This window comes from Lacrimispora sp. (assembly GCF_047605665.1).
Classification (GTDB): Bacteria; Bacillota; Clostridia; order Lachnospirales; family Lachnospiraceae; genus Lacrimispora.
Map to the genome: position 1 here is coordinate 169,107 of NZ_JASGFH010000001.1, position 23,487 is coordinate 192,593.

The window sequence follows — 23,487 nt, forward strand, 5'->3', positions numbered from 1 at the left end:
TTCTTTATCTTATGCAAAACGCTGCCGGACGATCTCATATGCCAAAACGCCTGTTGCTACAGAAGCATTGAGAGAGTCGATATCTCCTTTCATGGGTATGGAAGCCACCATGTCGCAGGTTTCTTTCACAAGCCTTCCTACACCGCTTCCCTCGTTTCCGATCACCAGACCGATGGACCCCTTTAAGTTGAGCTTGTACATCAGCTCTCCGCCCATATCGGCACAGACGAACCACATGCCCTTTTCCTTTAATTCTTCCATGGTTGCGGTTAAGTTGGTAACCTTGGCAACGGGAGTGTAATTCAGCGCTCCGGCTGAGGTTTTTGCAACCGTAGCCGTAAGACCCACTGCCCGGCGCTTTGGAATGATCACTCCATGAGCCCCTGCCAGATTGGCGGTACGGATGATGGCGCCTAAGTTGTGAGGGTCCTCAATGCCGTCAAGGAGAATGAGAAAAGGCGGCTCACCCTTTTCTTCGGCTGCCTTTAACATGTCCTCTACGGTTGCGTACTCATAAGCGGCTGCGTGGGCGATCACCCCCTGATGATGGCCCTCCTCAGACATCTGGTCCAGACGCTCCCGTTCCACAAAATTGATGATGGTATCCGTCTTTTTTGCTTCCCTGACAATGGACTGAATGGGACCGTCCTGGACGCCTTTTTGCACATAAAGCTTATCAATTGTTTTTCCGGAACGGAATGCTTCCAGTACCGCATTCCTTCCCTCTATGGTAAATTCCTCTATCATTCCAGTTCTCCTATTTTCTCAAGTCCCTTGCCCACCAGTGTGATCAGGCGGGTAACGCTGCCGTTTAAATACAGATATCCGCACAGGGCTTCAAAGCCGGTTGCTGTCCGGTAATCCACCATGGTGGCATGCTTTGCCGTGGTGGCAGATTTGGCGTTTCGCCCCCTTTTATAAACCGCCACTTCTTCGGAAGTCAGCTCCTCTTCCTCTAAAAGCTTCCGGATTATATCCGCCTGGGCCTTGGCGTTTACCAGCATTGCGCTTTTTTTATGCATGTGGTTTACCTGGGTGCTTCCGTGGTTCATAACTTTAGTCCGCACGATCACCTCATAAACAGCATCCCCGATATAGGCCAGGGCCAGAGGGGAATAGCTTTTTATATCCACGTCTTTAAGCCTTAAGATATCCTTAAAAAAACCGGAAAACTCAGGCAGTGACATCATGCTCTCTTCCATTTCACGCCTTCCCTGGTGTCCTCTAAAACAATTCCCTTTTCTAAAAGCTTTCCGCGTATTTCATCGGCAAGGGCGAAGTTCTTATCTTTTCTGGCCTGCTGTCTGGCTTCGATCATGGCTTCGATTTCCTCATCCAGAATCTCTTCCTTCTTTTCAGTAAGAATGCCTAAAACACCGCAAAGCCTTTCCATGGTCTCTCTTAAATAAACCACGTATTCCCTGGAGCTCTCTTCGTTGGTGGTGGAATTGCTCAGCTTCACCAGTTCGAAAATGGCAGAAATGGCATCTGCCGTATTAAAGTCGTCATCCATGGCGGTTTCGTATTTGGAAACCAGTTCTTCCACAGCTTCCCTGCTCTCGTTGTCACGGAACTTCTCTGTTTTGGCAGAAGCTTCCAGACCCCTTAATTTATCGAAGGCGTTTAAAATACGTTCAAGACCATTTTTTGAAGACTCCATTAAATCGGCGCTGAAATTCAGCGGGCTTCTGTAATGGGCGCTCAGCATGAAAAAGCGCAGGATCTGAAGATCATACTTTTCACCGATTTCCCTCACTGTAAAGAAATTACCCAGGGATTTGGACATCTTTTTATTATCAATGTTTAAAAAGCCGTTGTGCATCCAGTATTTTGCAAAGTTTTTGCCATTGGCGGCCTCGCTTTGGGCGATCTCATTTTCATGGTGAGGGAAAATAAGGTCCTCTCCGCCTGCATGAATATCGATCTGCTCTCCAAGGTACTTCTTAGACATGACGGAGCATTCGATGTGCCAGCCCGGCCTTCCGTCGCACCAGGGAGACTCCCAGTAAGGCTCTCCGTCTTTTTTAGGCTTCCAAAGGACAAAGTCCGCAGGGTCTTCCTTTTCATCTTCTCCGGTCACTTTGATCTCACGAAAACCGGACTGTAAATCTTCCAGGTTCTTATGTGACAGCTTTCCGTATTCCTTAAAGGATTTCGTGCGGAAGTATACAGTTCCATCCTTGGCAGCATAGGCATGACCGGCTCTGATCAGTTCCTGAATCATGATCAGCATCCCGTCTATCTCCTCTGTAGCCAGAGGGTTGCTGGTAGCCGGCTTTACATTTAAGCCTTCCATGTCTTTTTTGCACTCTTCAATATAGCGTCTGGAAATAATTTCAGCCCCTACGCCTTCTTCCATGGCTTTTTTAATGATCTTATCATCTATATCGGTAAAATTCGACACAAAATTAACCTCAAAGCCCTTATATTCGAAATACCTTCTTACCGTATCAAACACAATAATAGGTCTGGCGTTTCCGATATGGATAAAATTGTACACAGTCGGTCCGCAGACATACATCTTCACCTTCCCAGGTTCCAGGGGGATGAACTCCTCCTTTTGTCTGGACAATGTATTAAAAAGTTTCATGATATCTCCTTTCTTTATCTTTTACTGCATCCGCCGCAGCCTTCGCAGCCGGACGACATGATTTTATCATCAAAGCAGTAATCCTTTACAGCGGTGAGCAGGGTGATCGCCTGGGATGAAATCCCTTCTCCCTTTCCTGTAAAGCCCAGCCCCTCTTCTGTGGTGGCCTTTACATTGACCTTATCCTCCGGCAGATTCAAGGCATCCGCGATATTCTTCACCATATCAGGGCGGTAGGGCAAAAGCTTGGGCTTCTGGGCTATGACCGTTGCATCGATATTCTCGATCACATAGCCGCTGTCCTCTAAAAGCACGCCTACCTGCTTTAAAAGCTCAATGCTGGATACTCCTTTATACTGAGGGTCTGTGTCAGGAAAATGGGTTCCAATATCGCCTAATGCCGCAGCTCCCAAAAGAGCGTCCATAACTGCATGAACCAGCACATCGGCATCGGAGTGGCCTAAAAGTCCCTTTTCATAGGGAATCGTTACGCCTCCCAGAATCAAATCCCTTCCTTCCACCAATTTATGCACATCGTATCCCTGTCCGATTCTCATGATCTTTCCTTTCTTTGTTGCCGCCCATGCTTTCTGGGCATAATGGTATACCCGCAGGGTGTTTCTTTATATCTTTATACAATCATATGCAGCCTTTTCCCAATACACCGAAGCTGCACATCAGTTTGACAAAAACAGCTTTCTCCATCCACATGCACTGCCATAGGCTGTTCCACATGGATCAGCGCTTCCCGGCAGGTGTAAAACCTGGCTCCTTTATTCAGAGATTTCCTCCCGAAAAGGGCGCTTAACAGCACCTGGATCAGATTCCCCTTTTTTCTTGTATTCATAATACAGATAGACAGCTGTCCATCCTCGCTGTCTGCATCAGGGGCAAATTTAAAACCTCCGCCCTCATAAGGATGAATATGGGCGGATATAAAATAAGCATGGTTAAACTCCACCTTACGGACGCCGTTTAAAAGAATATAGCCTTTGGACGGCTTCGCCTTAATGAGCTGTATCACTCCCGCAAAAAGATAGGTGAACTTTCCTGCAGAAAGCTTTAAAAACCGGCTTTTGGCCTTAAAATTAAGAAGGCTGTGACAGACAGCCCCATCCATTCCGATTCCTGCACTGACTGCAAAACGGCGGTGGAACACCTCGTCTTCCCCGTAGGTGAGAACTCCGTAATCCAAAATTTTATAATGTTCCGGGTGCAAAATTTTCTTTAAACACTTGACCGGATTCTTAGGAAGCTTCAAGCTTCTTGCCAGATCATTGCCTGACCCTGCCGGAACGTATCCCAGTGTGACAGAGCCGCAGAAACAAAGCCCGTCTAAAACCTCATTGACTGTTCCGTCTCCGCCTACTGCAACGATAATGGTTGAATCCCTGCACCCTTCTGTCAGAGTCCTGGCAAATCCTCTTGCATCTCCCGGCTTTTCTGTCAGAAACACCTGATAATCCACACCATAAGTTCTGAGAGTTTCTTCCAGCTTCTTCCAAATGCTTTCTCCCCGTCCGCGGCGCGAATTGGGGTTTACAATAAAATAGTACATGGAATCCCTCCGCTTTTTACTAACTGCTAGTATATCATAAAAGATAAAAAATGAATATAAAAATTATGGAAAAATCGCGTTTCAGCCGTGTTAACGAAAAAAAATCCCCTATCCGGATACGTTTTCACAGTCCGGATAAAGGATTTCTTTTATAATATTTCCTTCTTAAACGCTTCTACGTCTTCTCCCAATATAATTTTCGCCCTCTCCAAGTCCCCGGCTTCCAGGGCTTCTACAAGCAAAACGTGACTGCTTCCGTCAGAAATCCTGCTCTCATTCCAGAGTTTTGTAAAATACTGGTTGGAAATTCTGGTACAGACATTCATGGCATCCTCTAAGGATTTCCGTATATAGCTGTTGTTGCAGTAGCTGCATAAGGTTCTGTGAAAGAGATTATTAGCTTCCCAGTGAAGCTTTGAATCCATGGTGTGAGCAATCCTCTCCGCCTCTTCATTCTGGCGCTTCAGCTCGCCAATCTGTTCCGCTGTGAGGCGCAAAAAGCAGCGCTCCAGGGCGCCCAGCTCAATCATTTTCCTGTATTCTATAATTTCCGCAATCTGCCCCGGCAAAATCGGCGTGATCTGGTATCCGAACCTGGAAATGTTATTGAGGACATTTTCACTGCAAAGCTGCACCAGGGCTTCCCTTACAGGAGTCTTGCTGACCCCGTACTTTTCTATTAAAGTTCTCTCGTTAATAATGGCGTTCGCCTCGTAAACCCCATCTAAAATATCCTTCATGATATCTTCATATACCTGGTTCTTTATGGATTGCCCCTGCATCATTGTTCTTTCCTTTCATCATCAGCCTTTGACTGCACCTTCCATCATCCCATCCTTTTGAAAGGTCTGCAATATTATATATAGCACAATAATCGGTATAATGACAAGTGTAGTTCCTGCGAGAATGACAGGCCAGGGGGTAGAAAGGCCTTCACTGACAGGCAGCAGGGAAATGGTGACCATCAAAGTATACTTAGCCTGTTTTCTCAAATACAGCAGCGGCCAGAAGAAATCATTCCATCTGGCAATGAGAGTTACGGCGGCCCAGGAAGCCAGTGCCGGCTTGATGGTGGGCAGAATCACCCTCCAGAATATACCAAAATCCTTGCATCCGTCTATTTTAGCCGCCTCGATCAGTTCGTCAGGCACATCGCTGATATACTGGTTCATGTAAAAAATCCCAACTGCCGTGGCAATACGGGGAATCACCAGGGACCAGAGGCTGTTGATTAAATTCAGCTTCTTCATGATGATAAAGAGAGGAACCGCTCCCACCTCCGGCGGCACCAGCATGGTTCCTATGACAAAATAAAACAGGAAATTCCTTCCCGGAAACTTGTATTTTGCAAACGCAAAGCCCGCCAATGAACAAAAAAACAGGGAAGTGACCGTTCCCACAACCGTGGTAAAGATGCTGTTAAAGAAATTGGAAGCCACGGGAATCATGGAAAAAAGCCTGTTAAAATTATCAAAAGTGGGATTGTCAACCCAGATGGAGCTGAAACCGCTGATGCTTTCTGACGTCGGCTTAACGGAGATCAGGCACATCCACAAAACAGGAAAAAGACAGACCAGAGAGATCACGGTCAATATCCCAAAGATTGCAAAGGACATCATTTTTTTCTTACCCTTATATCCCATATTCTCTCCTCCTATTCTTCCTGTCTTTTCCTGACAACCATCTGTATCACAGATAAAACAGCCAGAATCAAAATTAAAATCACGCCAATGGCGGAAGCATATCCCATGTTGAAAATATTAAACCCGGATTCATACATGTACTGGAATAAGGATGTGTTGGACGTACCCGGCCCCGGAAGAATATACGATTCATTAAACAGCTTCCAACTGTCCACCGTAAGGGTAATGGAACAGAAAAATAAAATATTGCTCAGGGAAGGCAGGGTGATATAGAAAAACTGCTTCCAGGTATTAGCTCCGTCTACGGTAGCGGCCTCATAATAGTCTTTGGATATGCCTAAAATGCCGGAAAGCACGATCATGGTGAACCATGGGGTGTTTCTCCACACATTGAGCATAATAACCGGTATTTTCGAATACCGGGTGCTGGTCAGCCAGGGGACCTTTCCCAGGCCGAGGGACGCGAGAAATTCGTTGAACAGTCCCGCATTTTCATCAAAGAGCATACGAAAGATCAGGCCCATGGCAATGGCGGCGCAGATATTGGGCAAAAACGTAATGGTCCGGAATACGGCCTTTCCTTTTAACAGCCTGGAACTGAGCAGGCTTGCAATGAATACGGAAAGCACCAGGATGAATACAAGTCCTGTGATCCAGTACACCACCGTATTTCCAAGGGCAGCCCAGAACATGTTGTCGATCAGCAGCTTTTTATAATTTCCAAGCCCTGCAAATTCCGGCGTCCCGATCCCCTTCCAGTTGGTAAGGCTGATGTAAAAGGTCCAGACAATGGGCAGTAGCTGGAATACCAGAAACAGGATAAAAAACGGCAGTATGAACAGATAGGGAGCTTTGTATTTATTCCATGTCTTAAGCATATGATTTCTCCTCACATTTTACAGCAGGGGGAAGGATGAGCCTTCCCCCTGTAACCTGTTCCATTAATCAATGATTTCCGCCTTACCGATCTTGGCTTTTAAATTCTTATCCATGTTGGCAATGGCCTCTTCCATGGTCTGGTTTCCAGCCACATAATTTTCCAGCTCTGCCGAAATAATTCCGTCTGCCTCCGCATCCTGAGGTGTTACAACCAGGTTGGCGGCACCGTTTTCCAGGCACTTGCCTTCCATTTCACGGAAAGACATGCCGCCGTAAAATTCGGAAGGCTCTTTCCAGAAATCATCCTGGAGCATTTCCAGAGAAATGGGGTTGGCATACGGGGCATTCTGGGATTCCATGGATTTTACCCATGTATTTCTGGACTGGGTATCAAAGGTGAAGTCTTTCCACAACTGCTCTAACAGTCCGGCATACACGTTGTCGCCCTTGTTCACAATACAGAAGTAAGAGGATACAGGAGCGCCCGCTTTGCCCACGCCTTCAAATTCAGGAGAAGGCAGCACTCTCCACTGTCCTGCCGTTGGCTGGCAGTTCTTTCTCATAAATTCATCCCAGAAAGCGCCGATATAGAAGGTGGCCACTTTCTGCTGGTTAATGGCGTCGTACAGAGCCGGCTCCATGATTTCAGACTTTAACAGCAGGCCTTCGGAATATAAGGTGTCAAGGGTTCCAAGGGCCAGCTTTGTGCCTTCATCCCCTCCGATTACGATCTCGCCTTTTTCATCCCAGATTCTTGCATTAGCCTGGGGCATAAGACCTCTTCTTCCCCAATATCTCCAGGTTCTGCTTCCTGGGCTGATATAGGATAAATAAACTTCTCCGCTGCTCTTTTCCTTTAACTGGCGGCCTGCTTCCACATATCCGTCAAAGGTATTCATCATGGCAGGATCAATTCCGTACTTTTCAAAAATGTCCTTGTTATAGAATAACACATTGGGGCGAACTGATTCAGGAAGCCCGTAGGTTTTTCCGTTTATCGTCGCGTCACTGGCTGCTCCGTCCACCAGTTGAGCCATGTAAGGCTTTAAAAATTCCGTTTCGTCCTTCAAAAGCCCTGCCTGGGAAAGGTCCATAATGTTTACCGGGTCTAAATAGGTTGCATCAGGAAGATCATCCTCTGCTCCCGATAAAGCGGTCATGGTGATTTTCTCACGGCTCTGGGCATGGCCCTCTGTCTGTACAATCTCAATCTTTACGTCAGGAGCGATATCCCGGTGGGCATCCAGCCAGGCATCGTAGTACTCCTGGAGGTACTGGGGCTGCCCTGTGCCGTAGATGGTGATGGTGCCTGCCGGATATACGGCCTTATCTCCCTGTGTGCTCTCTCCCTGCTCTGCTGCCTGAGTGCTGCCTCCTGCCGGTGCTGCCGTACTGCCTGTTCCGGCTCCGCCTGCGCAGCCTGTAACCAGACCTGCTGTCATTGCTGCTGCCAAAATACCTGCGATTGTTTTTCTCATGCCTAGCCTCCTGTTTATATTTCTCTTGCCGCTTCTGCGATTGCACGGATTCTCTCGTACGGAATTTCCGTAGGGAGCGTGCAGTCTGCGCCAAGGATAAATGATGCCTTTCCAAAGCTGTTGATGATGTGTTTTGCTGCCTCCTCTGCGGCCTTACGGCACCGCTGTTTATATCACTAATCATATTACTGTCATTATCAATTGTCAATATACAGAGGGCCACTTTTTACTGTACGGTCACCGTAGGGAAATGAAAAAGACGGGATGACAAAAAACCTCACAATCCTGCGATTGTGAGGTTTTTCAGTAGCGGAAGGGAGATTTGAACTCTCGACACCACGGGTATGAACCGTGTGCTCTGGCCAACTGAGCTATTCCGCCATATGATTTGATTGCGATAAACAGATTGTTTATCAGTGGGACCTACAGGGCTCGAACCTGTGACCCTCTGCTTGTAAGGCAGATGCTCTCCCAGCTGAGCTAAGATCCCAGTGCTTGTACGATCGCATTTCCTTCATTTAAGTCCTGCTCTCGACTGCTTCCCTAGTATAATATGAATTGTTTTAATTGTCAACATTTTTTTGTCAATTTTTTTCCTTTTTTTCTTTCTCTCTGCAAAGCCCTGATTTTCCGGCAGTTTCCGCCGTATTTCCCTCTTTACCGCAAGAAAGCACCCTGCGGGTAAGGAGGAAAATACGGCCTTTTTAAATAGGATTTACAAATTTTGCTTCAGATATACGGTCTTACTGTTGTTCTTGTTTTCCCGGACCTCCAACTGTCCAATGCTGTTGACAAATTTAAAAAATGTGGAATATCCGTAGTCCTTCACCTTAAAATCCGCAAACTTCCGGTGAATGCCGTTTCCAAGGGCAGCCAGCTCCAGGCCGTTTTTTCCGCTGTCCTTTACCAGCTTGATGGCATAATCGTCCAGCTCCTGTTTTTTGGTCCGGTTGTCCTTCACCAGGACAGTCACCACATTCTTGGACTTTCTCAGTTCAAAGCCATCCATTTCCTCCAAAAACTTGGACAAAGAGCTGTAGCCGTAATTACGCACGTCAAAGTCGGAATATTTTTTCACAAGGCGGTTGCCGATCTCTCCCAGCCCTGTGGATTTATTTTTGTCATCATTTTCCAATATAATAGAAGTGATATCCTGCTCAATCACATCTTTTCCAATGGCTCCGCCTCTGGTCCCCTCTTCTTCCTGATCGAGAAGGACCTCTAAATTGGTGAATACCGTACAGGCGGCCCGGAAGGATTTGGGGGTCTTCTCCTCTCCCATACCAATGACTTCTTTTCCCGATTCCCGAAGCCTGCTGGCTAAACGGGTGAAATCGCTGTCACTGGACACGATGCAGAACCCGTCCACATTGTCCGTATAAAGCAAATCCATGGCATCGATGATCAATGCGGAATCCGTTGCATTCTTTCCCACAGTATTGGAAAACTGCTGAATGGGGGTGATGGAGTTTTCCAGCAGTTCCATCTTCCACTTTCCCATCTGGGCGCTGGTCCAGTCCCCATAAATTCTCTTGTAGGTAATCACCCCGTACCGGGTCATCTCATCCAGAATACACGTAATATACTTGGCGGAAATATTATCCGAATCAATCAATACTGCAAACTTCTTGTCACTCAACGTTCTGTTCTCCCGTCTTTGTTTTTTTCCACTTTTTGTCAGGATCGTCGCCTGTCTACCTATTATATTTCATTTTTCCATTTATTACAATATCACCGCCAAAACAGACTGGGAGAATTTTTATAATGTATTTAAAACGTTTCTAACCATAATAAAAAAGAAGCCCTGTCAATTACTGAAAGGAGTACAATTATGAATTCAGTACAAAAAGAAAATACGGCACCTTTGTCTCCGCCCTCTTCGCCGCCCTTGGGCATTTCTTCGGTTCCGGTCCAGACCTGGGAACAGCCTTATGACTCTGCATCAGCGCTAAAGCACGGAACCATTTTTCCGGGCCTTAATTTTCCGTTCTATGCTTCAGGAGGTGGACAATAATGGCAGATCAAAAAACTCTTTTAAAACAGATTACAGAAATCAGCTTTACGGTCAATGATTTAACCCTTTATTTAGACACTCATCCTCTGGATGAAAACGCATTATCCGCCTTCCAGCAGGCCATGATGCAGAGAAAACAGCTTTTAAAAACGTATGGGGAGAATTTTGAACCGCTCACCATGGACTGCGTCTGCCCTGATTCCAACAACAAGACGGCTTCTCAAACGAAATACGGGGGACAGAAACATTTTACCTGGTGTGACGGCCCTATGCCATGGGAAGGAGGTGCTGTATAATGTGGAATTATGAAAAAAGACTGCAATTTCCTGTCAACATCAAGGAAACCTGTCCCAAAACAGCTTCCTTAATCATCACCCAGTTCGGCGGGCCGGACGGTGAGCTGGCTGCTTCTATGCGCTATCTTTCCCAAAGGTATTCCATGCCATGCAAAGAGGTCGCCGGACTTTTGACCGACATCGGAACGGAAGAGCTGGGACACCTGGAAATGATCTGCGCCATCGTTTACCAGCTTACGAAAAATCTGACTCCGGAGCAGGCAAAAACAGCCGGTTTTGACGCCTATTACGTGGACCATACGACAGCGCTGTGGCCGACGGCGGCAGCCGGTGTTCCCTTTAACGCCTGTGAGTTCCAGTCCAAAGGCGATGCCATTACAGATTTAACGGAGGACCTTGCGGCAGAGCAGAAAGCGAGAACTACCTATGACAACCTGATTCGGATTATCACAAATCCTGACGTGCGGGAGCCATTAAAGTTTCTGCGGGCAAGAGAAATCGTTCATTTCCAGAGGTTTGGGGAGGCCATGGAAAAGATCAAATCCAACTTAGATTCCAAGAACTTTTATTATTTTAATCCGGAATTTGACAAGCAGTTTGTTAAAAACCAGATGTAACCGGAAATTTCAAAAAGACCGGAGCTCTGTTTTTCTTCAGGGTTCCGGTCTTTTTTTCAAAATCTGGCTTTATTTTCTTAAATTCTCTCTTATTTACTGCTCATCATAACAGTACTTCATCAAATCATAAACTTCATCCTTTACCGGCTCATCTTTATAGTATCCCTTAAGAAGAGTTATGATTTTAGCGGCAAATTCCGATGGCACAGGAATTTCTCCGGCAGCGGCGAAAAAATCCGCTTTCATCTCGCTGACCGTTTCCCTTTTTGGAGGAAAAGGAAGATTGTAAATCTTATAAAGCATTCCAAGAGAGACACACACCTCATTGGCTGAGGTGAGGGGCGCGTTTTCAAATCTGGCTTTGATTTCCACGGCCTGTTTGTTGATGTAAAATACCATAAATCCTTCACTCCTTTACAGGCTTTTCACCCTGGCAATGTCGATTAAGGTCATTGCCTTTGATTTATTTTCCATACTGGTCACCAGAGCGGCAGCCGTATCCAGAGAAGTCAGCACGGTCACCCCGGTTTCTATGGCATTTCTCCGGATCACGAATCCGTCCCTGCTTCTGTCCGCTCCCTGGGGAGGCGTATCGATGATTAAGTCGATTTTATGACCCAGGATCAAATCCAGCAGGTTGGGGGATTCCTGTTCCAGCTTTCGAACCTGCAGGGCTTTGACCCCATTTTTATTTAACACCTTTGCTGTTCCTGAGGTGGAGAATATTTGATAGCCCTGGGCCTGAAATCTTCTGGCTATGTCAATGACCTCTTCCTTATCGGGATCCCTCACGGTTATGATCATGTTCTTATGCTTTGGCAGACGGACGCCTGCCCCTGCAAATGCCTTGTAAAGCGCCTCGTTAAAGGTCTTTGCAATTCCCAGACACTCCCCTGTGGACTTCATTTCCGGTCCCAGGCTCACGTCAGCGCCTCTGATCTTTTCAAAGGAGAATACAGGCATCTTTATGGCAATATGCTCTGCCTCAGGCTGAAGCCCCGGTTCATACCCCAGCTCCTTAATGGAATGTCCGCAGATGACTTTCGTCGCCAGAGGGACAATGGGAATGCCGGTCACCTTGCTGATATAGGGAACGGTTCTGGAGGAGCGGGGATTTACTTCTATTACATAGACGTCTTCCCCGCTGACGATGAACTGAATGTTGATCATTCCCTTGACGTGAAGGGCCCTTGCCAGCCTTCCGGTGTATTCCACCAGAATATCCTTTGTTTTCCGGCTTATGCTTTGAGCCGGATATACGGAGATGCTGTCACCGGAGTGGACTCCCGCCCGCTCGATGTGCTCCATAATTCCAGGAATCAGAATGTCTTCCCCGTCGCAGACCGCATCCACCTCGATTTCCTTGCCCACAATGTACTTATCCACAAGAATGGGGTGTTCCTGGGCGATCTGGTTGATAATTCCGATGAATTCATCTACATCCTGGTCCGATATGGCGATCTGCATCCCCTGGCCTCCCAGCACATAAGAGGGCCTTACCAGAACCGGGTAGCCTAAGGCGCGGGCCGCTTCTTTGGCTTCTTCTGCCGTGAATACGGTCTGTCCCGCCGGCCTTGGAATCCGGCATTCCTCTAAAATCTTATCAAACAGCTCCCGATCCTCCGCCGCATCCACATCCTCTGCCGCTGTGCCCAGAATGGGAACTCCCATCTTCATCAGGGCCTCTGTCAGCTTAATGGCAGTCTGGCCGCCGAACTGGACCACTGCCCCATCCGGTTTTTCCATGTCGACAATGCTTTCCACATCCTCCGGAGTCAGAGGTTCAAAATACAGCTTATCCGCAATGTCAAAATCCGTGCTCACGGTTTCCGGATTGTTGTTGACGATAATGGTCTCATAGCCTTCCCGGCGAAAGCTCCAGGTGCTGTGAACCGAGCAGAAGTCAAATTCAATTCCCTGTCCGATTCGGATAGGGCCTGACCCAAGAACCAGCACCTTCTTTTTCCCAGTAGTCTGTTCCGCCTCGTTTTCACTCCCAAAGCAGGAGTAATAATAAGGCGTTTCAGCGGCAAATTCGGCTGCGCAGGTGTCCACCATCTTAAAGGCTGCCAGGATATTGTTTTCCTTTCTCATCCGGCGGATTTCCTCCGAAGAAATCCCGGTCAGTCCGGAAATGACCGTATCCGGATATTCCAGCCTTTTTGCTTCTTTTAACAGTTCAACTGTGAGAGGGCCTTTTTTCAGCTCTGTCTCCATTTCCACCAGAATTGCCAGCTTATCGATAAACCATAGATCGATCTTTGTAATATCGTGAATTTTTTCGTAGGTAAATCCCCTGCGCAGGGCCTCTGCAATGACCCATATCCTTCTGTCGTCCACCAGATGAAGGGTCTCGGTCAGTTCATAATCGGAAAGCCCCGTAAAGTCATAGGACATCAAGCTGTCCACATGCTGTTCCAAAGAGCGGATGGCCTTCATCAGACCCCCTTCAAAGCTGGGACAGATGCTCATGACCTCTCCCGTGGCCTTCATCTGGGTTCCAAGGGTTCGTTTGGCACTTAAAAACTTGTCAAAGGGAAGGCGGGGCATCTTGACCACGCAGTAATCCAGCATGGGTTCGAAGCTGGCGTACGTCTTCTTTGTGACCTCGTTTCTGATCTCATCCAAGTGATACCCCAGGGCGATTTTGGCCGCAACCTTGGCAATGGGATAGCCGGTGGCCTTGGAAGCCAGAGCTGAGGAGCGGCTGACACGGGGATTCACTTCGATGACGCAGTATTCAAAGCTTTCCGGGTGAAGGGCGTACTGGACATTACAGCCTCCGGTGATTTCCAGCTCGCTGATGATCTTAAGGGCTGAGGTGCGCAGCATCTGGTATTCCTTATCCCCCAGGGTCTGGGAAGGGGCCACCACAATGCTGTCTCCCGTATGGACCCCCACCGGGTCTAAGTTTTCCATGTTGCATACGGTGATCACATTGCCTGCGCTATCCCGCATGACCTCGTATTCGATTTCCTTCCAGCCTGCGATGCACCGTTCCACCAGAACCTGCCCCACACGGGATAAGCGGAGGCCGTTTTCAAGGATTTCACGGCACTTGGCAGGGTCTTTTGCAATCCCTCCTCCGGAGCCTCCCAGGGTGTAAGCCGGGCGGAGAACCACCGGATATCCGATTTCCTGGGCGACCCGCAGGCCATCCTCCACACATTCCACAATATCGGAAGGGGCTACAGGCTCCCCGATCTTTTCCATGGTGTTTTTAAACATCTCCCGGTCTTCCGCCTTTTTTATGGTGAGAGCGGTAGTTCCGATCAGCCTTACGCTGTGTTCCTGTAAAAATCCCGCATCCTCCAGCTCCATGGCCAGGTTTAAGCCTGCCTGGCCGCCTAGTGTGGGGAGGACGCTGTCCGGCCTTTCCTTTAAGATCAACTGCTCCACTGTTTCCAAAGTCAAGGGCTCGATGTATACCTTGTCCGCAATGTCCTTATCCGTCATAATGGTGGCCGGGTTGGAGTTTAGGAGGACGACTTCAATCCCCTCTTCTTTTAAAGAACGGCAGGCCTGGGTTCCTGCGTAGTCAAATTCTGCTGCCTGTCCGATGATGATAGGCCCTGAACCAAGGACCAGCACCTTTTTTATATCATGATTTCTGGGCATGATCATCCACCTCCATCATTTTCAAAAAACGGTCAAATAAGTAACCGGAATCCTGGGGGCCGGGACAGGCTTCGGGGTGGTACTGGACGGTGAACACGTTTTTGCCTCTGTATTTCAGCCCCTCATTGGTCCCGTCATTGACGTTTATAAATGCGGCCTCTGCAACAGCCGGGTCAACAGTGTCCATGTCCACCACGTAGCCGTGGTTTTGGGAAGATATGTACACCCGCCCTGTTTCCAAATCCTTTACCGGATGGTTGCCTCCCCTGTGGCCGTATTTCAGCTTGTGGGTATCGGCTCCCGTCGCCAGGGCCATAAGCTGATGCCCCAGACAGATGGCAAAAATGGGCACATCGGACTGATACAGTTTCTTAATTTCCTCAATGATTTCCTCACACTCCTTGGGATCGCCGGGGCCGTTGGAAAGCATGATGCCGTCAGGGTTTGAGGAAAGAATTTCTTCTGCTTTCGTGTATGCAGGATACACGGTCACCTGACAGCCTCTTTCCTGCAGGGAGCGGGCGATGTTTTTCTTGGCTCCAAGGTCCAAAAGGGCCACCTTTTTCCCTTCACCTGGAAGGACATGGCTTTCCCTGCAGGTGGTGGCTTTTACAACGCCTGCAACAGAGTATTTTTTCATACGATCAATGACTTCGTCACAATTAAAACCTTCATCGGTCGTAATCATGCCGTTCATCGTACCTTTTTCTCTTAAGATTTTTGTTAGGGCTCTTGTATCGATACCACTGATACCGGGAATGTCATATGCTTCTAAGAAATGTTGAATGGTATCCCTGCTTCTGAAATTGCTGGGGATTCTGGATAATTCTCTGACAAGAAAGCCTTGCGGCCATGGTTTAAATGATTCCATATCTTCATAACAAATGCCGTAATTGCCAATTAAGGGGTACGTCATCACAACGGCCTGCCCCGCATAGGAGGGGTCGGTGAGGACTTCTAAATAACCGGTCATGGAAGTATTGAATACGATTTCACTTATCACTTCCCTGGTTGAACCAATACTGGTCCCTGTAAAAACAGTTCCGTCTTCCAGTATTAAAAAAGCTTTCATACGCAAAATCCATCCTTTCTCTGAGTGTATGGTTTTTGAGTTTGATTAAGTCTGCCCAAATTGAGTAGATTATACAGGATTTGGGAAGATTTTTCAACTGTTTTCTGCATTTTTATTTTACTACATTTTTATGCACATATTTTGTATTTTTAACTATTTTAACTAAAAACCATGAATATTTATTCAAAATCAGTCTGGTATTTTCTTCTGACGCATACTTTGGGAGCCATTGGAGCAGACTATGAATGAGGTGATGATGATGATTGATAACAGCGAACTTCCCATTGGTTTTACCATGGAGCTGGCACAGCATTCCGACATTCTGGCCCGTTTTGCGGGGCTTAGCGAACCGGAGCGGAACAGAATCGTCAACGGCGCCAGAACCATTGAAAGCCGCGATGAAATGAGAAACTATGTGGAATCCATGTTTCACGAACCGAAAAACTCCTTTTTCTGAAAGCTCCCTGCAGGATAATTTTTCATCCTGCAGGGCTTTTGTAATCATTCTCCCTGCCCTTTAATATATTTATAATAATCATTTCAACAAGGGGCATTTTATGAATCGCTGCAAGACAGTCGCCGCACAGCAAACCTCTTCTACAGGACTTCTTCAGATAAATGTGGTTTCTGCGGAAAACAATTTTCCCATACAGGGTGCAGAAATATCCATTTCTTATAAAGGAGACCCGTCAAACGTCCTGGAACAGGTTACCACAGACGTATCAGGGCAGACGGAAAGCATCAGTTTGTCCGCACCTCCCATTGACTTAAGCTTATCACCGGGCCTTATTCAGCCTTACTCGGAATATTCTCTCCTGATCCAGGCACCGGGCTTTGAGCCGGTGGAAGTCTCAGGAACGGAAATCCTGGCCCAGACGCTGGCTCTCCAGCCGGTGCGCATGATTCCTGTTGCGGACTCCATTTCTGCGGATGTTCCCATCGTCATCCCGGACCACACGCTTTATGGAGACTACCCTCCTAAAATCGCAGAGGATGAGATAAAACCTGTGGCAGAAACCGGAGAAATCGTATTAAGCCAGGTTGTGGTTCCCCAGACCATCATCGTCCACGACGGCGCTCCCACTGACCCCACCGCAAAAAATCATTACGTCCCTTACCGGGATTACATTAAAAATGTGGCCTCCAGCGAGATTTACGCCACCTGGCCCAGAGAGACCATCATTGCCAATGTTCTGGCTATTATGAGTTTCACCTTAAACCGGGTTTATACGGAGTGGTACCGGAACCAGGGCTATGATTTTACCATCACTTCATCCACCGCTTTCGACCACAAATGGATTCACGGGCGGAATATTTATGAGAGCATTTCTCAGGTTGTGGATGAAATTTTTAACAGCTACTTATCCCGTCCGGGCGTCAAACAGCCCATACTCACCCAATACTGTGACGGAAACCGGGTGTCCTGTCCAAACTGGATGACACAGTGGGGATCAAAGACCCTGGGTGAACAGGGTTACTCTGCCATTGAAATCCTCCGGTATTATTACGGAAGCAATATGTACATCAACACGGCGGAGCAGATTTCCGGAGTTCCTTCCTCCTGGCCCGGTTACAATTTAACCTTAGGCGCCAGCGGAGAAAAGGTCCAGCAGGTTCAGGAGCAGCTGGGCACCATTGCCGGTGTTTACACTGCCATTCCAAAGGTCACCGCTGACGGAATATTCGGCCCCGCAACAGCAGAGGCAGTGCGCCAGTTCCAAACCATTTTCGGGCTCCCGGTCACAGGAGTGATCGATTTTGCCACCTGGTACCGCATTTCCCATATCTATGTGGGCATTACAAGGATTGCGGAGTATTCTTAGGCTCTGACACAGCAAAAGCCGCTAAAGGCCAGACAAAGGCCCTTAGCGGCTTTTTATTCAGCCTTCTCCTCCCAGCCCCACAGCGCAGACATAGCCAAGAAGGCTCAAAGAAATACCCGCCAGAATCTGATGGGTCATGACACTGCTCCATGTCACATCCCACAGCACGACAAACGGAGAAGAAAAAACCAGCCCCATAATAACCTGATACATCTTCCGTTCATGGCACCTTAAAAGCCATTCCACTGCCCTTGCAAATAAAAATACACCGACAGCAAGACCTGCATAGTATGGAACCATCACGATTCCGTTGGTGAAAAGACTGTTAAAATCAAGGGAAGACAAGGCCCGGATACAGGCATTATTGGTCTGGAGAAGGGGCTCATAAAATCCCAGCATCATCATGATCATGGAACCGCTGATTCCCGGAATCACCATGGTAGCCGCCCCGATCAGGCCGATCAGGAACAAAACAGGCACCCAGTAAGTCCCGGAAGAAAGCCAGGCAGCCCCGGAAGCCAGGTTCTCTCCCCTCTGACCGGAAGCGATCATTTTTTCAGCCCCAAAGGTGAAGAAAATCACTGCTGCACAGGTCAAAAATGCGGTCACCAGCCCTGCCGTCTTTCCCTTTTGTCCTTTTGGAAATCCCTTCCGGAACAGGGAAGGAAGCCCACCGCCAATCATTCCCAGAAACGCCATTTTCGTCTGAAGGGGATATGTATAAAAAAGATACTCAAAGGCCAGGGAGAGAAACACAATTCCCACCACAGCCCCGATTCCATAAGGCAGCAGAATCCGCAGGCTTTTCACCGGCTCCTTAAACAGCCGGTTTACCGCATGGATGATCTTATCATACACTCCCATGGAAATGGCCAGCACCCCTCCGCTGATTCCCGGAAGTATGTTTGCCACACCAATGATCAGTCCTTTTAAAAGCTCATTGATATACCTCAATCAATTCCTCCTGATTCAATATGTATATCACAGCTTATGCCTTCTCCACCTCTTCTAATACATCTTTCACCCGCCGAAGCTTACAATCTGCCAGGCTCTGGTCAAAGCCAAACCGTTCATCGATGAGGGCCGCAACCTTCATGCCGGCCCTGTAAGCGGCCAGGATTCCAACGGTAGAGTCCTCCACTGCCAGACACTCTTTGGGATCAACATGAATCAGCCCTGCGGTGTGCAGATAGATTTCCGGATCAGGCTTGCTCCGCTTAAACTGGCCGCCGCTGACAACAGCCTCAAAGTAATGCCGTATTTCATTTTCCTCTAAAACCCGCTCCACCACGGGAAGCCTTGTGGAAGAAGCCAGAGCCAGCCTGTATCCTCTCTCCTTCAGCTCCATGAGAGTTTCCTTTACCTCCGGACGGAATATCTTTTTGTAGTCCATCCGGCTGTAAATATCCATCTGCTTAAACTCCTCCCGAAGCTCCTCCCAGGACTGTCCGTTATTCACCACTCCTTCCAGGATTTCCCAGCACTCCTGTTTCGTGGCTCCCACCATGGGAAACAGTTGTTCCAGCTTCACATCGGGATTCTTGGTCCTGGCAAATTCCAATTGGTGTTCTAAGTAAACGCCTTCGCTGTCAATGATAACTCCATCCATGTCAAAAATAACTGCCTTAATCATTTCTGTCTCCTTTTTTGTTATCTCTTTATAAACATTACGATACTTCCATCCATTCTGTCAAGCCGTAAAGGGAAAAGTATGGCTCACCGGATTCACAAAAATAAGCCCCTGGTGCAAGGCCTTTTTTAAAAAAGCCTGCACCAGGGGCATCCGATTTTCAATACACCGCCGGTCTTTTCACCAAAAACGTGTTATATCCGCACTGCTTAAGGGACTGCTCCATGCGGACTGCGTTATCCAGGTTGCGGAATGCTCCCACGCGGACCTTGTAAAGCCCATCCTCTAAGACGATAAAGGCAGGAAATCCCTGGGACTTTAAAGCCTCCATCTGGCTTTCGGCCAGCGGGCGGACTCTGTAAGCGCCTGTCTGCACCTGGTAATATTCTGTTTTTTCCTCTGACTGGTCCCGGAAGGTATTTAAAATTCCCTGGGCCAAGGCCTGAGCGATCTCCTGAAAATTCCGGTCAAATAAATCGTTATCTCCTTCATTGTCAATAAAACCGGCTTCCACCATAACCGACGGAATATTTGTCCGCCTGAGCATCACCAGTCCGGGACGCTCCACTGTTCCCAGGTTGGTAAATCCCGTCTCGCTGAGTGCCTCCCCTATATTCTTTGCGAACATGGCCGGGGCTCCGTTGTCTTCAAAAACAAGAGTCAGCACTCCGGAACCGGAGCCGGGAACAGGCATTGCATTGCGGTGTATGGATACGAGAAGGTCTCCCTCCGAATTATTTGCCATCATAGCCTTTTCAAGAGGGGTATTGTAGGTATCGTCAGTTCTGGTATACCTGACATCGATTCCGTTGTCTGCAAGGATCTGCCCCGCAGCCAGCGCAAGGTTTAAGTTATCATCTTTTTCCTTCCGCCCGTTATAAGTTGCGCCTGGGTCTGCGCCGCCGTGACCCGCATCTATTACTACGATCTTTCTCTCTTCCAAAAGAAAAACTCCTTTCACATACCTCTATTCTATAAAGTATGTCAAAGCAGTCCCCTCCGTACCATGTTTCAGTCCGGATTTATTCTTTTTCTCCCATTTCCGCCATCACATCCACGCCTCTTGGCTCCACCGGAGCAGAAAAGACGATCTGGGTGCTGGTCTTTCCGTATTTCTGGAGCCTTCCGATGAAAACGTCCAGTTCCATGGTGCTGGGAAAGGCCACCTTAATCAGCATGGAGTAATCTCCTGTCACGCAGTTGCACTCCAGGACATTGGGTACAGACTTCATATGTTCATAAAACTGGATTTTATCCATGGGGGAGACCTCCAGGCTCACAAAGGCAATGATGTGATACCCCAGCTTCACCGGGTCTACGGAAGCGTGGTATCCGGTGATGATCTTCTCCCTCTCCAGCTTTTCAATTCTGGAGGAAACTGCCGGTGAGGAAAGAAAGGTATTATCCGCTATGTTCTTTAAAGATGCTCTGGCATTTTTCTGCAGGATCTGCACTATTTTCTTATCGATATCGTCCATATTCTTCTCCTCTGCCCTTCAAATAAAAAAAGCGTCAGCACCGTCAGGGCACCGAACGCTTTTGTTCTTACGAGTTAAGCTTCATTTTTTTATGTTTTTCCGAAATAATAATAACTAATTCTCAAAGATTTGTCAACCTCTATTTATATAAGGAAGGAAGACACTTCTTCATCCGTTCAACGGCTTCCACCGTATTTTCATACGTTCCAAAGGCGGTCAGACGGAAATATCCTTCCCCGCTGGGTCCGAATCCGCTTCCAGGAGTTCCCACCACGCTGGCCTCTTCTAACAGGCAGTCAAAGAATTCCCAGGAGGTCATCCCCTGCGGCACTTTTAACCAGATATAAGGAGCGTTGACACCGCCGTAAACCTGGCAGCCTGCCTCTTTTAAGCCATTGTAAATGACTCCCGCATTTCTCATATAATAAGCCACCTGTTCCTTTAACTGGGCCTTTCCTTCGGGAGAATAAACGGCTGTTCCCGCTTTCTGGATGATGTAGGGAGCCCCGTTAAACTTGGTTCCATGGCGTCTGGCCCAAAGGGAATGAAGGGTCACTCCGCCGCTTACAAGGGCCTTGGGAACCACGGTAAAGCCTAAGCGGACTCCTGTAAAGCCTGCGTTTTTGGAAAAAGAACGAAACTCAATGGCACAGGTGTCAGCCCCCTCGATCTCATAGATGGAGTGAGGAACATCCTCCTGGCTGATGTACGCCTCATAAGCCGCATCATAGAGAATCACAGCGCCGTTTTCATTGGCGTAGTCCACCCATACCTTTAACTGGTCCCTGGTGAGAGTGGTGCCTGTAGGGTTATTTGGAACGCATAAATAGATCAGGTCCGGCACTTCCTCAGGAAGACTGGGAACGAAATCATTTTCAGCGGTACAGGGCATGTAGATCACATTGCTCCATTTTCCGGTCTTCTCATCGTATTCTCCGGTTCTTCCTGCCATGACATTGGAATCCACATAAACCGGGTACACCGGGTCGCAGACTGCGATTTTACACTTCTCGTCAAAAATCTCCTGAATATTTCCGCAGTCGCTCTTGGCTCCGTCGGAAACAAATATCTCATCTGCGGATATGGGGCAGCCCCTGGAGATGTAATCCTCTTTTGCAATCAGCTCCCTCAAAAATCCATAACCCAGGTCAGGCGCATAGCCGTGAAAAGTATCCGCACTTCCCATTTCCTCCACCGCACCGTGAAGGGCTTCAATGATTGCCGGGGCAATGGGCTGAGTCACATCACCGATTCCCAGACGGATCAGTTTTTTATCCGGGTTTCCTTCTGTGTAAGCGCTTACTTTTTTTGCAATGGTGGAAAACAGATAGCTTCCCGGCAGTTTTAAATAATTTTCGTTGATCTTAACCATAAGTTCCTCCGTTATTTTAAAGACTTCTTTCGTCAAATTCTCCTTCAAATACCTGGACAGCAGGCCCGGTCATAAACACATGGCCGCTTCCCTCTCTGTCCCATTCGATCATTAAGTTTCCGCCCTTTAGCTCCACTTCCGCCTTATTAGAGGTCCGTCCGCTTAAAGCTGAGGCCACCACGCTGGCCGTGGCTCCGGTTCCGCAGGCCCACGTTTCCCCGCTTCCCCTCTCCCACACCCGCATGCGGATATAGCTTTTGCTCTTCACTTCAATAAACTCTGAATTGGTGCGCTCCGGGAAACGGACATGATGTTCGAAAGCAGGACCGATTGCCTCTAAATCCAGACCGTCAATGCCCTCCATAAAATAGATCGCATGAGGGTTTCCCATGGAAATGCCGATGAATTCATAATCCCTTCCATCGATAGAGATGGGCTCCGGCACCTGACTGGTGATTTCCGGCACGCCCATGTCCACAGTGATCATCACAGCCTTGCCGTTTTCTTCCGTAATTTTCAAATGCTTGATTCCGGCTCCTGTCTCCACATCAAACTCTGTTTTCCCTGCCATGCCGTGATCGTACACGTATTTTCCCACACAGCGGATTCCATTGCCGCACATCTGGCTTTCTGAGCCGTCGGCATTGAACATCCTCATACGGAAATCCGCAGTTTCTGACGGGCAGATGAGAATGAGCCCGTCGGAGCCGATTCCGAAATGGCGGTCACTGACTTTTTTAGAAAGCTCTGCCGGATTCTCCACCGTCTCCTCAAAGCAGTTAATATACACATAGTCATTTCCAGTGCCCTGCATCTTTGTAAATTTCATACCTCGCCTCCACGCTAAATATTAATCAGGCTCATGATCATCTGGGCTGTTTCCACCAGATTGTTTCCGCTGTCCATGCTGCATTTCTGGATATAGCGGTGGGCCTCTGTCTCGGACATGTGATTTCGTTCCATCAACAGCTCCTTGGCCATTTTAATCATATCCTGTTCTTCCTTGCTCCGTTCCTTTGGCTGGCTTTTCAGTTTCTTTCTTCTCCGGGCCATGGTTTCCATCATCATTTCCAATGTGCTCACAAGGTCCTGAACCTTTAAAGGCAGGCCCAAGCAGACCACATCATCAGGGGCCCTGCCGCTCCACTGGCTGGGGGAAGCCACCAAAAGCATCCCCATCCCTTTGGGAAGACAATCGTAAATATCCTGATACACCATATCCGCAAACCTGCATCCGCAGACCACGATTCCGCTGCCCAGCTCATCGGCACTTTTGACCGCCTGAGCGCCGGAGGTGCAGACCGCTGACACGGAAAAACCGCTTTTCATAAGAATATTTTTAATATTTTTCGCATCCTCCGCCTTGGAAAATGCCACTATCACATTGGTCAAACACTCTCACCTCCAGATAACCTCACA

General features: G+C 48.0%; 25 protein-coding genes and 2 tRNA genes. 5 read left to right on the top strand and 22 right to left on the bottom strand.

Translation table 11 applies throughout. The annotated features are described in order from the left end of the window. Nucleotides 1-9 precede the first annotated feature (9 nt). From rlmB to QM657_RS00885, 12 genes are all read right to left on the bottom strand, one after another. Complete coding sequence (rlmB, locus tag QM657_RS00830; RefSeq protein ID WP_415064624.1) at nucleotides 10-747, bottom strand: 23S rRNA (guanosine(2251)-2'-O)-methyltransferase RlmB; 738 nt, start codon at nucleotides 745-747, stop codon at nucleotides 10-12. Continuing rightward, entirely contained in the window at nucleotides 744-1,202 is a 459-nt protein-coding gene (locus QM657_RS00835; protein WP_415064625.1) for a Mini-ribonuclease 3, read from the bottom strand. Before QM657_RS00835 ends, rlmB begins: the two co-directional genes overlap by 4 nt. Then, on the bottom strand, nucleotides 1,187-2,590 hold the full coding sequence (gene cysS / locus QM657_RS00840) for a cysteine--tRNA ligase (protein ID WP_415064626.1): 1,404 nt from the start codon (nucleotides 2,588-2,590) through the stop codon (nucleotides 1,187-1,189). Before cysS ends, QM657_RS00835 begins: the two co-directional genes overlap by 16 nt. Nucleotides 2,591-2,604: 14 nt before the next feature. Next, a complete protein-coding gene (gene ispF / locus QM657_RS00845; RefSeq protein WP_415064627.1) occupies nucleotides 2,605-3,147 on the bottom strand; it encodes a 2-C-methyl-D-erythritol 2,4-cyclodiphosphate synthase in 543 nt (180 codons plus the stop codon). Nucleotides 3,148-3,221: 74 nt separating this feature from the next. Then, nucleotides 3,222-4,148 carry a diacylglycerol/lipid kinase family protein gene (locus QM657_RS00850; RefSeq protein WP_415064628.1) on the bottom strand — a complete coding sequence of 309 codons (927 nt, stop codon included), beginning with the start codon at nucleotides 4,146-4,148 and terminating at the stop codon, nucleotides 3,222-3,224. 149 nt (nucleotides 4,149-4,297) lie between these two features. After that, nucleotides 4,298-4,933, bottom strand: a complete 636-nt coding sequence (locus tag QM657_RS00855) for a GntR family transcriptional regulator (protein WP_415064629.1) — start codon at nucleotides 4,931-4,933, stop codon at nucleotides 4,298-4,300. Nucleotides 4,934-4,951: 18 nt separating this feature from the next. Beyond that, entirely contained in the window at nucleotides 4,952-5,791 is an 840-nt protein-coding gene (locus QM657_RS00860; RefSeq protein ID WP_415064630.1) for a carbohydrate ABC transporter permease, read from the bottom strand. Between the two features lie 11 nt (nucleotides 5,792-5,802). Beyond that, on the bottom strand, nucleotides 5,803-6,669 hold the full coding sequence (locus QM657_RS00865; RefSeq protein WP_415064631.1) for a carbohydrate ABC transporter permease: 867 nt from the start codon (nucleotides 6,667-6,669) through the stop codon (nucleotides 5,803-5,805). A 63-nt stretch (nucleotides 6,670-6,732) separates the two neighbouring features. Beyond that, nucleotides 6,733-8,148, bottom strand: a complete 1,416-nt coding sequence (locus tag QM657_RS00870) for an ABC transporter substrate-binding protein (protein WP_415064632.1) — start codon at nucleotides 8,146-8,148, stop codon at nucleotides 6,733-6,735. A gap of 307 nt (nucleotides 8,149-8,455) precedes the next feature. After that, a tRNA-Met gene (locus tag QM657_RS00875) sits at nucleotides 8,456-8,529 on the bottom strand. 36 nt (nucleotides 8,530-8,565) lie between these two features. Further along, nucleotides 8,566-8,638 (bottom strand) — tRNA-Val (locus QM657_RS00880). Between the two features lie 225 nt (nucleotides 8,639-8,863). Further along, the gene (locus QM657_RS00885) at nucleotides 8,864-9,787 is read right to left on the bottom strand and encodes an NYN domain-containing protein (RefSeq protein WP_415064633.1); all 924 of its coding nucleotides are present in this window, start codon (nucleotides 9,785-9,787) and stop codon (nucleotides 8,864-8,866) included. Nucleotides 9,788-9,979: 192 nt separating this feature from the next. On the opposite strand from QM657_RS00885, the gene QM657_RS00890 reads away from it, so the two are divergent. The 3 genes from QM657_RS00890 to QM657_RS00900 are packed head-to-tail and all read left to right on the top strand — an operon-like array spanning nucleotide 9,980 to nucleotide 11,075. Next, nucleotides 9,980-10,162 (top strand): spore coat associated protein CotJA, encoded by a 183-nt coding sequence (locus QM657_RS00890; RefSeq protein ID WP_415064634.1) that lies wholly within the window; start codon nucleotides 9,980-9,982, stop codon nucleotides 10,160-10,162. After that, a complete protein-coding gene (locus QM657_RS00895; RefSeq protein ID WP_415064635.1) occupies nucleotides 10,162-10,458 on the top strand; it encodes a spore coat protein CotJB in 297 nt (98 codons plus the stop codon). The genes QM657_RS00890 and QM657_RS00895 overlap by 1 nt, the downstream gene beginning before the upstream one ends. After that, entirely contained in the window at nucleotides 10,458-11,075 is a 618-nt protein-coding gene (locus QM657_RS00900) for a manganese catalase family protein (protein WP_415064636.1), read from the top strand. The genes QM657_RS00895 and QM657_RS00900 overlap by 1 nt, the downstream gene beginning before the upstream one ends. A 93-nt stretch (nucleotides 11,076-11,168) precedes the next feature. On the opposite strand, the gene QM657_RS00905 is transcribed toward QM657_RS00900, so the two are convergent. The 3 genes from QM657_RS00905 to QM657_RS00915 are packed head-to-tail and all read right to left on the bottom strand — an operon-like array spanning nucleotide 11,169 to nucleotide 15,765. Then, nucleotides 11,169-11,474, bottom strand: coding sequence for a DUF3837 family protein (locus QM657_RS00905; protein ID WP_415064637.1), 306 nt, complete (start codon nucleotides 11,472-11,474; stop codon nucleotides 11,169-11,171). 15 nt (nucleotides 11,475-11,489) lie between these two features. Next, nucleotides 11,490-14,693 (bottom strand): carbamoyl-phosphate synthase large subunit, encoded by a 3,204-nt coding sequence (gene carB / locus QM657_RS00910; RefSeq protein WP_415064638.1) that lies wholly within the window; start codon nucleotides 14,691-14,693, stop codon nucleotides 11,490-11,492. Continuing rightward, nucleotides 14,677-15,765 carry a carbamoyl phosphate synthase small subunit gene (locus QM657_RS00915; RefSeq protein WP_415064639.1) on the bottom strand — a complete coding sequence of 363 codons (1,089 nt, stop codon included), beginning with the start codon at nucleotides 15,763-15,765 and terminating at the stop codon, nucleotides 14,677-14,679. The genes carB and QM657_RS00915 overlap by 17 nt, the downstream gene beginning before the upstream one ends. Before the next feature lie 259 nt (nucleotides 15,766-16,024). Here QM657_RS00915 and QM657_RS00920 point away from each other — a divergent pair, with 259 nt between their 5' ends. Together QM657_RS00920 and QM657_RS00925 are read left to right on the top strand one after the other, a co-directional pair. After that, entirely contained in the window at nucleotides 16,025-16,222 is a 198-nt protein-coding gene (locus QM657_RS00920; protein WP_415064735.1) for a hypothetical protein, read from the top strand. Between the two features lie 100 nt (nucleotides 16,223-16,322). Beyond that, nucleotides 16,323-17,588, top strand: a complete 1,266-nt coding sequence (locus tag QM657_RS00925; RefSeq protein WP_415064640.1) for a peptidoglycan-binding protein — start codon at nucleotides 16,323-16,325, stop codon at nucleotides 17,586-17,588. A 57-nt stretch (nucleotides 17,589-17,645) separates the two neighbouring features. Here QM657_RS00925 and QM657_RS00930 read toward each other — a convergent pair whose 3' ends face one another. The 7 genes from QM657_RS00930 to QM657_RS00960 all read right to left on the bottom strand — a co-directional run bounded on the left by QM657_RS00930 (nucleotide 17,646) and on the right by QM657_RS00960 (nucleotide 23,460). Then, nucleotides 17,646-18,542, bottom strand: coding sequence for a DUF368 domain-containing protein (locus QM657_RS00930; protein WP_415064641.1), 897 nt, complete (start codon nucleotides 18,540-18,542; stop codon nucleotides 17,646-17,648). A gap of 34 nt (nucleotides 18,543-18,576) precedes the next feature. Further along, a complete protein-coding gene (locus QM657_RS00935; RefSeq protein ID WP_415064642.1) occupies nucleotides 18,577-19,221 on the bottom strand; it encodes an HAD family hydrolase in 645 nt (214 codons plus the stop codon). A gap of 157 nt (nucleotides 19,222-19,378) precedes the next feature. Then, nucleotides 19,379-20,161 (bottom strand): N-acetylmuramoyl-L-alanine amidase, encoded by a 783-nt coding sequence (locus QM657_RS00940; protein ID WP_415064736.1) that lies wholly within the window; start codon nucleotides 20,159-20,161, stop codon nucleotides 19,379-19,381. A gap of 79 nt (nucleotides 20,162-20,240) precedes the next feature. Beyond that, nucleotides 20,241-20,696 carry an Lrp/AsnC family transcriptional regulator gene (locus QM657_RS00945; protein WP_415064643.1) on the bottom strand — a complete coding sequence of 152 codons (456 nt, stop codon included), beginning with the start codon at nucleotides 20,694-20,696 and terminating at the stop codon, nucleotides 20,241-20,243. A gap of 139 nt (nucleotides 20,697-20,835) precedes the next feature. After that, on the bottom strand, nucleotides 20,836-22,068 hold the full coding sequence (locus QM657_RS00950; RefSeq protein WP_415064644.1) for an LL-diaminopimelate aminotransferase: 1,233 nt from the start codon (nucleotides 22,066-22,068) through the stop codon (nucleotides 20,836-20,838). 16 nt (nucleotides 22,069-22,084) lie between these two features. After that, entirely contained in the window at nucleotides 22,085-22,897 is an 813-nt protein-coding gene (dapF, locus tag QM657_RS00955; RefSeq protein ID WP_415064645.1) for a diaminopimelate epimerase, read from the bottom strand. A gap of 14 nt (nucleotides 22,898-22,911) precedes the next feature. Beyond that, entirely contained in the window at nucleotides 22,912-23,460 is a 549-nt protein-coding gene (locus QM657_RS00960) for an ANTAR domain-containing response regulator (protein ID WP_415064646.1), read from the bottom strand. Nucleotides 23,461-23,487 lie beyond the last annotated feature (27 nt).

Coding starts and splice junctions, on each gene's coding strand:
- rlmB (WP_415064624.1), bottom strand. CDS start 747: ATGATAGAGGAATTTACCATAGAGGGAAGGAATGCGGTACTGGAAGCA.
- QM657_RS00835 (WP_415064625.1), bottom strand. CDS start 1,202: ATGGAAGAGAGCATGATGTCACTGCCTGAGTTTTCCGGTTTTTTTAAG.
- cysS (WP_415064626.1), bottom strand. CDS start 2,590: ATGAAACTTTTTAATACATTGTCCAGACAAAAGGAGGAGTTCATCCCC.
- ispF (WP_415064627.1), bottom strand. CDS start 3,147: ATGAGAATCGGACAGGGATACGATGTGCATAAATTGGTGGAAGGAAGG.
- QM657_RS00850 (WP_415064628.1), bottom strand. CDS start 4,148: ATGTACTATTTTATTGTAAACCCCAATTCGCGCCGCGGACGGGGAGAA.
- QM657_RS00855 (WP_415064629.1), bottom strand. CDS start 4,933: ATGATGCAGGGGCAATCCATAAAGAACCAGGTATATGAAGATATCATG.
- QM657_RS00860 (WP_415064630.1), bottom strand. CDS start 5,791: ATGGGATATAAGGGTAAGAAAAAAATGATGTCCTTTGCAATCTTTGGG.
- QM657_RS00865 (WP_415064631.1), bottom strand. CDS start 6,669: ATGCTTAAGACATGGAATAAATACAAAGCTCCCTATCTGTTCATACTG.
- QM657_RS00870 (WP_415064632.1), bottom strand. CDS start 8,148: ATGAGAAAAACAATCGCAGGTATTTTGGCAGCAGCAATGACAGCAGGT.
- QM657_RS00890 (WP_415064634.1), top strand. CDS start 9,980: ATGAATTCAGTACAAAAAGAAAATACGGCACCTTTGTCTCCGCCCTCT.
- QM657_RS00895 (WP_415064635.1), top strand. CDS start 10,162: ATGGCAGATCAAAAAACTCTTTTAAAACAGATTACAGAAATCAGCTTT.
- QM657_RS00900 (WP_415064636.1), top strand. CDS start 10,458: ATGTGGAATTATGAAAAAAGACTGCAATTTCCTGTCAACATCAAGGAA.
- QM657_RS00905 (WP_415064637.1), bottom strand. CDS start 11,474: ATGGTATTTTACATCAACAAACAGGCCGTGGAAATCAAAGCCAGATTT.
- carB (WP_415064638.1), bottom strand. CDS start 14,693: ATGCCCAGAAATCATGATATAAAAAAGGTGCTGGTCCTTGGTTCAGGG.
- QM657_RS00915 (WP_415064639.1), bottom strand. CDS start 15,765: ATGAAAGCTTTTTTAATACTGGAAGACGGAACTGTTTTTACAGGGACC.
- QM657_RS00920 (WP_415064735.1), top strand. CDS start 16,025: ATGATTGATAACAGCGAACTTCCCATTGGTTTTACCATGGAGCTGGCA.
- QM657_RS00925 (WP_415064640.1), top strand. CDS start 16,323: ATGAATCGCTGCAAGACAGTCGCCGCACAGCAAACCTCTTCTACAGGA.
- QM657_RS00935 (WP_415064642.1), bottom strand. CDS start 19,221: ATGATTAAGGCAGTTATTTTTGACATGGATGGAGTTATCATTGACAGC.
- QM657_RS00945 (WP_415064643.1), bottom strand. CDS start 20,696: ATGGACGATATCGATAAGAAAATAGTGCAGATCCTGCAGAAAAATGCC.
- QM657_RS00950 (WP_415064644.1), bottom strand. CDS start 22,068: ATGGTTAAGATCAACGAAAATTATTTAAAACTGCCGGGAAGCTATCTG.
- dapF (WP_415064645.1), bottom strand. CDS start 22,897: ATGAAATTTACAAAGATGCAGGGCACTGGAAATGACTATGTGTATATT.